This is a genomic window from Kitasatospora sp. NPDC001527 (genome assembly GCF_040298605.1).
Taxonomy (GTDB): Bacteria; Actinomycetota; Actinomycetes; order Streptomycetales; family Streptomycetaceae; genus Kitasatospora.
The window spans coordinates 85,976-94,178 of record NZ_JBEPAM010000033.1 but is presented as its reverse complement, the minus strand read 5'-3'; the positions used below and the strand labels follow the sequence as shown (position 1 = coordinate 94,178).

Below are 8,203 nucleotides of genomic sequence, written 5' to 3'. Positions count from 1 at the left end.
CACGCCCTCCCGGTCGGTGGTGTGATCGTCCGAGAAACGACGGTCACCCGTCGCGTCCGGCACGTACTTCACACAGACAACGATCCTCAAGCTCATGAGCGGTTCTCCTGGTACGGGTGCACTGGTCGGATGCACTGGTCCACGACCCCGGCGGCACCGAGGGTACTGAGTGCCAGATCGGCGCTGGGCCGGGTCCGGCCCGTCGGCTCTCCTCGACAGCCTCCGAGGCTCTCCCGAGAGAATACGGCACTCAGTACCCCGCGTAAAGGAACTCAGTACCCTTTCCGGCCTTCCGGGCCGCCGGAAGCGGGGCGGCAAGGGCGTCGCAAGGTTTGTGCAAGACCGGCCAGGACCCGTCATGGAATCCGCCAGACCGCCCGGGCAGACACCCGCCGGGGCCGCCGAGACCCGGGGCCCCGGTCCGGGATCAAGGAGGGGGAACGACATGACCTTGGTGCACGGGGAAGTCGACGAAGTCAACCACGGGGAACGGTCCGGCGGGGAGCAGCACGGCCGGACGGAGGGGCACGGCGGGGGCCCGGCACGACGGCCGCTGCCGTGGGCCACGCTCACCGACTGCAAGGAGGTGCTGGTCGTCGTCCACTCGGTGGTCTACGGCCAGCGGCTGCACGACATCTACCCGCTGCTCGCCGCGGACCTGCGGGTGCACGTCCAGTTCACGGTGCCGCCGCACGCGTTCAACGGGGGCGCGGAGGCCCACGTCCGGCGGCTCGGGGGCACGGTGCTGCCGTGGGCGGAGGCCGTCCGGCGGGAGTTCGACCTGGTGCTCGCCGCCGGGTCGCAGGGCCTGGAGCGGTTGCGCGGGCCGCTGGTGCGGCTGCCGCACGGGGCCGGGCACATCAAGCTGTCGCCGGCGGGGGTCGGCGCCGGGCGCACGGTCGCCGGGCTGGGGCCCGAGTACGTCACCTGGCGCGGGCGGCTGGTGCCCGCCGCGTACGCGCTCGCCCACGAGGACGACCGCGCCGAACTGGGCCGCGGCTGCCCGGAGGCGCTGCCGATCGTCGAGGTGGTCGGCGACGGCTGCTACGACCGGATCGCCGCCGCCCTGCCCGAGCGCGAGCGCTACCGCGCGGCGCTCGGGCTGCGGCCCGGCGAACGGCTGGTGCTGGTCTGCTCCACCTGGGGCAGCGGCTCGCTGTTCACCCGGCTCGACGCCGTGCTGCCGCGGCTGGCCGCCGAACTGCCCCGGCACGGCTACCGCACCGCGCTGCTGGTCCACCCCAACGTCGCCGCCGCGCACAGCCCGTGGGCGGTCCGCTCGTGGGCGACGGCCACCGCGCGCGGGGCGGTCACCGTGATCGCGCCGGAGGAGGACTGGCGTCCGCTGCTGGTCGCCGCCGACTTCGTCATCGGCGACCACGGCTCGGTCACCCTCTACGGCACCATGACCGGCGCGCCGATCCTGCTCGCCGAGTACCCGCACCGGGACGTCAACCCGCGCTCACCGGGCGCGCTGCTCGCCCGCACCGCGCCGGCGCTCAGCCCGTCCCACCCGCTCACCGCCCAGCTGGCGTACGCCGCCGAGCAGTACCGGCGGGAGGAGTACGCGGCGATCGCGGCCCGGATCAGCTCGCAGCCGGGGCGCTTCGACCGCCGGATGCGGCGGCTGCTCTACCGGGTCCTCGGGCTGGGCGAGCCCGCGCACCTGCCGGAGCCGCCCGCGCTGCCGCGGCCCGCGCCGCTGTGGCCGGCGGGCGGCGGGCGGGAGGAGGGGTGACCGCGCCGCACACGGCCCTGCACACCGTGCGGCTCGTCCCGGCCGACGGCCCGTCGCCGTCGGCCGGGACGGCGGGCACGCGCTTCGAGGCCCGCATCCACTCCCCCGCCGGGGTCTGCCACGGGCTGCTCGTCAGCCGGAGCCCGGCCGGCCGCCCCGGCGGGCCGCTGACCCGCGCGTTCGTCGACGAGCACCTCGCGATCGACCTCGCCGACCCCGACGCCGCCCGCCGGCGCCGCCACGCCGATGTGCTCCACCTCGGCGCGACCGCCCCCGGGCGGGCCAGGGAACGGCTCGCCGCCGTCCTGCGGACCCACCCCGGCTGCGCGGTCGCCACCGCGGACGGCGAGGGCGGCACGCTGCTGGTGCTGGCCCGGACGGGCGGGCGGCTGGTGCTCCGGCCCCGGCCGGGCGACGGCGCGCCGCCCTCACCCGCACAGCGCCTGGCCGTCGGCTCGCTGGCCCACACCTGGCTCGCCACCGGCCGCACCCTCGCCGAGCTCACCACCCTGACCGCCTCGGCCCCCACCTCCCGCCCCGCCTGCCCGGGCTGCCCCCTGGCCGGCTGACCCGAGCCCGGGCGTCCCGCCACCACCCGACGGGACGCCCGGGCCTGCCGCCCCCAGCCACCCTCACCCGCACAGCGCCCGCCCGTCGGCCCACCGGCCCGTACCCGGCCCACCACCGACCGCGCTCTCCCCGAGGCCACCCGCACCGCCTCGCGCATCGCCACCAGCCGGTGCCGGAAGCCGGGCGGCCAACCGCCGGGGGTGGGGCGCTACCGGTCCTCCGGTGGGGTGGCGAGGGTGGTGAGGGCGGCGGTGAGGCGGGCGGCGTCGGGGGCGGAGAGGGCCTCGTAGCGGGCCAGGGACTCGCGGTAGCGGGTGACCGCCTCGGTGAGGTCGCCGCGGGCGCGGGCGAGGTCTCCGGTGAGTTCGAGGACGCGGGCCTCCCAGTGGCGGGCGCCCCCGGCGCGGAACCCGGCGAGCGCCTCCGCGTAGCACCGGCCCGCCTCCGCGTGGGCGCCGAGGGCGGCGTGGGCCTGCCCGAGGAAGGCGAGCGCGCGGGCCGCCTCGTACGCGGCCGGGACGGCGACGAGGTCGCGGTGGGCCCCGGCGATGACGGGGACCGCCTCGGCGGCGCGGCCGTCCGCGAGCAGCACGTCGCCGAGCGCGAGGCGGGCGAGCGCGGTGCCCCGCGGATACCCCTCGGCCTCGCGGAGAGCGGCCGTCGCGCGCAGGCAGTCGGCCGCCTCCGCGAGCCGGCCCGCCGTGCGGTGGGTCTGACTGAGGCCGTACAGGGCGTCGGCCTCGGCGAGCGGCCGGCCGACCGCGCGGGCCAGGTGGAGCGCCTCGGTGAACCACGCGGCGGCCTCCTCCCCCTCCCCCGCGTTGCGCAGGCCGTTGCCGCCGGAGGTGAGCATCCGCAGCCGGCCGTCGGTGTCGCCGGCCTGCCGGGCCGCGGTGCGACCGATCCGGTGCGCGTCGATCCACAGCCGGGCCGGGCGCAGCCGCAGGAACAGCGGCCACATGGCGTCGACCAGTTGCCAGGCGGTGGCGGGCCTGCCGGTGTCGTGTGCCCAGCGGACGGCCTCGGCGAGCCGTCCGGTCTCCGCGTCGAGCCAGCGGACGGCCGCCGCCTCGTCCGCGAACTCGCGGGCTCCCGGCACCGGTTCGGTGGTGTAGTCGCGGCGCAGGGTGCGGTGGCTGGGGCTCAGCAGCGCCTCGGCGGCGGTGGTGGAGGCCAGGTACCAGTCGAGGACGCGGTCGACGGCGGCCAGGCCCTCCGGCCGCTCGCGCACCTCGTCGGCGCGGGCCCGGGCGTGGAGTTTGACCAGGTCGTGGAAGCGGAAGCCGTCCTCCATCTCCTCCAGCAGGTGGACGTCGATGAGTCCGCCGAGCAGCCGGTCGGCCTCGGCGCGCTCCAGGCCGCCGACCGCGCAGACCACGTCCAGGGTGAAGACGGGGAACGGCAGCAGGCCGAGCAGCCCGTACAGCCGGACCGTGTCCGCCCCCAGCACCTCGAAGGACGCGTCCAGGGCGTGTCGCACGGCTTCCCCCTCGACGTCGAGCGCGGCGAGCCCCTGGGACTCCTGGTCGAGCGCCTCGGCGGTGGCGGCGAGCGGCTGGACCGGGCGGGCGGCGATCCGGGCGGCCGCCAGGCAGACGGCGAGCGGGAGCCGGCCGCAGCGCTCCACCACCAGGGCGGCGGCGTGCCGTTCGCGGGCCACCCGGTCGGCGCCGACCCGCTGGGCGAGCAGCTGCACCGAGGCGTCGTCCGAGAGCACGTCGACCGGCCGGAACACGGCGCCGTCTATGCCGAGCCCGGTGAGCCGGCGGCGGCTGGTGACCACGACCACGGCGTGCTCCGAGCCGGGCAGCAGCGGGCGGACCTGGGCCGCGGTGGAGGCGTTGTCGAGCAGGACGGCGATCCGGCGTTCGGCGGCGAGCGAGCGCCAGAGGGCGGCGCCCTCGGCGAGGCTGCGCGGCACCGGCGCGATGCCGAAGGCGCGCAGGAAGCCGCCGAGCGCCTCGGCCGGGTCGGCGGGGCCGCCCGGGGCGTGACCGCGCAGGTCGGCGTAGAGCTGGCCGTCCGGGAAGCGGCCGGCGAGGCGGCGCAGCCACTGGGCGGCGAGGGCGGTCTTGCCGACCCCGGCCGGGCCGGTGACCACCACGGTGACGTCGGCGGATCCGTCCGGGGTGTCGTCCAACTCGCGGTCCAGGGCTTCGAGATCGGCGTCCCGGCCGACCAACCTCCGGGGTGTCGGCGGGAGTTGGCGGGGCACCGGGAGCGCCGGGGCGGCGGGAGGCGGGGCGGGCTGGCCATAGACGGTCAACTGGTGGATCGCCCCCGCCTGGACGACCGATCCGCCGACCCGGGCACCGGACACCGAGTTCCGGGTCGCGGCGTTCGGTTCGTGCGGTTCGTGCGGTTCACGCTCTCCGTGCGGTTGATGAACTCCCGCTCCGCCGAACCGATCCGGCTCCACTGGCTCCCCCTACCGGTAGAACGATGGACTGAAGTGACGGGAGCGGCCGATGTGCCCGGGCAATCGGTGGCGCTCCTATATCACATGAGGCTCCGTCGGACCGGGTTAAGTGTCAACAATGCCTCGCCGCACAGCGGGAGACGGTATGGATCCGGCCCCCGCAATCGTGGGATGCTCCCTGCGACAGCAAGCTGGTAGCCAACCGGCGGGGGGCGTCACAATGGAGTTCCATCTTCTGGGTCCGATTGAACTTTCGGTGAACGGCGAGTTGTCGGCAATTCGCTCGGACAAGGGGCGCCAGCTGCTGGCCGCCCTGGCGCTGGAGGTGGGCCGCCCGCTCAGCCACGACCTGCTGGCCAACCGGCTGTGGGACGAGGAACCCCCGCCCAGCGCGGTGGCCAGCATCTACAGCCATGTCTCCCGCATTCGCGGCCAGTTGCGAAAGGCCGTCGCCGAAGAAGGCCTCGGTTCGTCCCGGGACACCCCGACCATCGAGAGACGATCGCACACATATGCGCTTCGTGCCGATCCCCAATTGATCGACTGGCATCGCTTCGTCGATCTGTCTCTGCGCGCCCGCCAACTCACCGAGAACGGCGAGGACGTCCAGGCCCGCACGGTGCTGGGCCGGGCCGAGGAGATCTGGCGCGGCGAACCGCTCGCGGGCCTGCCCGGCAGCTGGGCCCAGTCCACCCGCACCACGATGGCCGACCAGCGCCTCGCCACCACCCTGCTGCGGATCGAGATCGACCTCCGGCTCGGCCGCTTCGCCGAGGTCGTCCCCGAACTCACCGCCCTGCGCGAGGAGCGCCCCACCGACGAGCGGGTCGCCGCCCACCTGCTGGTCGCCCTGCACGGCGCCGGCCGCCAGGCGGACGCGCTCACCGTCTACCCCACGGTCGTCCGCCGGCTGCGCACCGAACTCGGCACCGGTCCCGGCGAGGCCCTCACCCGGCTGCACGAGCGGATGCTCGCCGGGGACCCGCTCGCCGGCGACCCGCGGACCGGAACGGCCGGCCGCACGCCCGCGGCACGCCCCTCCGCCGCCCCGCGCGCCAGCGGCCCGCCGCACGCCCCGGCGGGGCGGCGCCTGATCGGCCGCCGGGACGACCTGCGCCGCCTGCTCGGGAGCTCCGAGGAGACGGCCGAGCAGGGCGGGGTGGTGACCGTCTCGGCGATCCTCGGCATGGCCGGGGTCGGCAAGACCACCCTGGCCCTGCACGCCGCCCACCTGATGCGGGGCCGGTTCCCCGAGGGCTACGTCCACCTCAACCTGGGCGCCCACGCCGTCAACCAGAGCCCGCTCGCCCCGCAGGCGGTCGCCACCGCCCTGCTGCGCCGGCTCGGGGTGCCGGCCACCACCATCCCGCTCGACAGCGAGGAGCTGTTCGCGCTCTGCGCCGAGGTGCTCTCCACCCGGCGGGCCGTGGTCGTGCTCGACGACGCGGCGGCCGCGGCCCAGCTGCGGCCGCTGCTGCCGAACGCGCCCGCCGCGCTGATCCTCGTCACCAGCCGCCGCCGGCTCGCCGAACTGCCCGGCTCCAGACCGGTGTTCCTGGACATCCTGTCGGTGGACGACGCGGTCGCCCTGTTCACCTCGGTGGTCGGGCGGGAGCGCGCCGACGACCGGAGCCGGATCGTCGAGATCGTCGACCGCTGCGGCCTGCTCCCGCTGGCGATCGAGATCGCCGCCAGCCGCTTCAAGGCACGGCCCTCCTGGACGCTGGACCACCTCGCCCTGCGGCTCTCCCGCAAGACCGGGCGGCTCGCCGAGATCCGGCACGACACGGAGAGCGTCGCCCGCGCCTTCGAGATGTCCTACCGGTCGCTGCCGGCCGAGCAGCAGGAGGCCTTCCGGCTGCTCGGCGCCCACCCCGGACCGGACATCGGCCTGCACGCGGCGGCGGCGCTGCTCGGCCGGCCGGTCGACGAGACGGACCACCTGCTGGAGGCGCTGCTGCACTGCCACCTGGTGCAGGAGAATTCGCCCGAACGGTACCAACTCCACGATCTGCTGCGCGATTACGCGCTCGCCCTGATCCGTGACGAAGGGGCCGGGGAGGAAGGCGGGGCCGCGTTGCGGCGACTGCTCGGATTCATGATTCACGCGGCCGATCAGGCGGACCGCCTGCTGTATCCCCGCCGGTCACGCCTCCCTCTCCCGGACTTCCGCCAATTGCCGGGAATGGAAACGCTGTTGTACGACCTTGACCTGGATTCGCACGAGTCGGCGCGGGACTGGCTGGACACCGAACAGGCCGCCCTGACCGCCCTGGGCACCCACGCCCGCGCCACCGGCCACCCGGAGGCCGCCGCCTGGCTGGCCCACGTGCTGGCCGGCCGCCTGGACGCCCAGGCCTACTGGAGCGAGGCCCACGACCTGCACCGGGCCGCCGTGGCGTACTGGCGTTCGGCGGCGAACGACCGCTGCGAGGCCCGCGCCCTGATCGACCTCGGCGCCACCCTCGCCAACGCCTCCCGCTACCCCGCCGCCTTCGAGTCCCTCGACCGCGCCCTCACCCTCGCCCGCGCGGAACAGGACGCCGACGCCACCGCCGAGGCCCTGAGCCTGCTCGGGGAGGTGCTCTGGCACCAGAGCTCCCTCACGGAGGCACTCGCCCGACAGGAGGAGGCGCTGCGGATGCGAAGAGAGAGCGGAGACCGCTGGAACATCGCCCGCTGCCTCGCCAACATCGGCATCGTGCAGAATTCCCTGGGAAATCACGAAATGGCGCTCGACGCCTATCAGGGCGCCCTTCCATTGGCCCGCCAGTTCAATGACCGGGTCTTCGAGATGATCATCCTGAACAATATCGGAGACCTCCACCTGGGAGCCGGGAACAAATCCGCGGCCCGCACCACGTTCGAGCGGATCCTCGACGGCGGCGCGGAATGCATGTCACCGTTCGACCTGGCCGTGGTGAGGATCAACCTGGCGTCGGCCCTGGACGTTCCGGACGACCTCGACCGCGCCATGACCCTCTACCGGTCGGCTCTGACGGTGTACCGATCAGTCGGCAGCATCCGCCACGAGGCCGATGCGCTCAACAGCCTCGGCGACACACTCCGGACCGCCGGCCGCCCCGTCGACGCCCGTGACCAGTACGCCGCCGCCCTGGAGCTGGCCCAATCGGTCGGGGCCGGCCTCGAAGAGGTGGCGGCCCTGCGGGGACTCGGCCACACCGAGGAGTCTCTCGGCCGCACCGACTCCGCGATCGACCGCCTGACGGCCGCCGTGCTCCTCGCCGAACAGGTCGGGGTGGCCGAACAGGCGGCCGCCGCGAAGGACGAGCTGGCCAGGCTACGAGGGCGGAAGCGATCGGAGTAGCGCATTCCGTTTGAACGCATCACTTCACGATTCACGCATGATCGAATTTGATCGCCGAGAAACCGTGCAGTCGCGGCTTGAGTTCGCCGGACGACCGGGATCGAACATGCTCCCAGCGCCCGCGCAGGAGTTTGCACCGCAGCGGCCC

At 74.9% G+C, this 8,203-nt stretch carries 4 protein-coding genes and 1 pseudogene; 3 read left to right on the top strand and 2 right to left on the bottom strand.

Annotated elements, in window-relative coordinates:
- Positions 1-96, bottom strand: a pseudogene (locus tag ABT238_RS26100) (electron transfer flavoprotein subunit beta); the annotation flags it as partial.
- Between the two features lie 349 nt (positions 97-445).
- On the opposite strand from ABT238_RS26100, the gene ABT238_RS26095 reads away from it, so the two are divergent.
- Together ABT238_RS26095 and ABT238_RS26090 are read left to right on the top strand one after the other, a co-directional pair.
- A complete protein-coding gene (locus ABT238_RS26095; protein WP_350571020.1) occupies positions 446-1,738 on the top strand; it encodes a hypothetical protein in 1,293 nt (430 codons plus the stop codon).
- Positions 1,735-2,307 carry a hypothetical protein gene (locus ABT238_RS26090; protein WP_350793870.1) on the top strand — a complete coding sequence of 191 codons (573 nt, stop codon included), beginning with the start codon at positions 1,735-1,737 and terminating at the stop codon, positions 2,305-2,307. The genes ABT238_RS26095 and ABT238_RS26090 overlap by 4 nt, the downstream gene beginning before the upstream one ends.
- 209 nt (positions 2,308-2,516) lie before the next feature.
- Here ABT238_RS26090 and ABT238_RS26085 read toward each other — a convergent pair whose 3' ends face one another.
- Positions 2,517-4,490 (bottom strand): ATP-binding protein, encoded by a 1,974-nt coding sequence (locus tag ABT238_RS26085; RefSeq protein WP_350793861.1) that lies wholly within the window; start codon positions 4,488-4,490, stop codon positions 2,517-2,519.
- A 493-nt stretch (positions 4,491-4,983) separates the two neighbouring features.
- Here ABT238_RS26085 and ABT238_RS26080 point away from each other — a divergent pair, with 493 nt between their 5' ends.
- Positions 4,984-8,055, top strand: coding sequence for an AfsR/SARP family transcriptional regulator (locus tag ABT238_RS26080; RefSeq protein WP_350793856.1), 3,072 nt, complete (start codon positions 4,984-4,986; stop codon positions 8,053-8,055).
- Positions 8,056-8,203 lie beyond the last annotated feature (148 nt).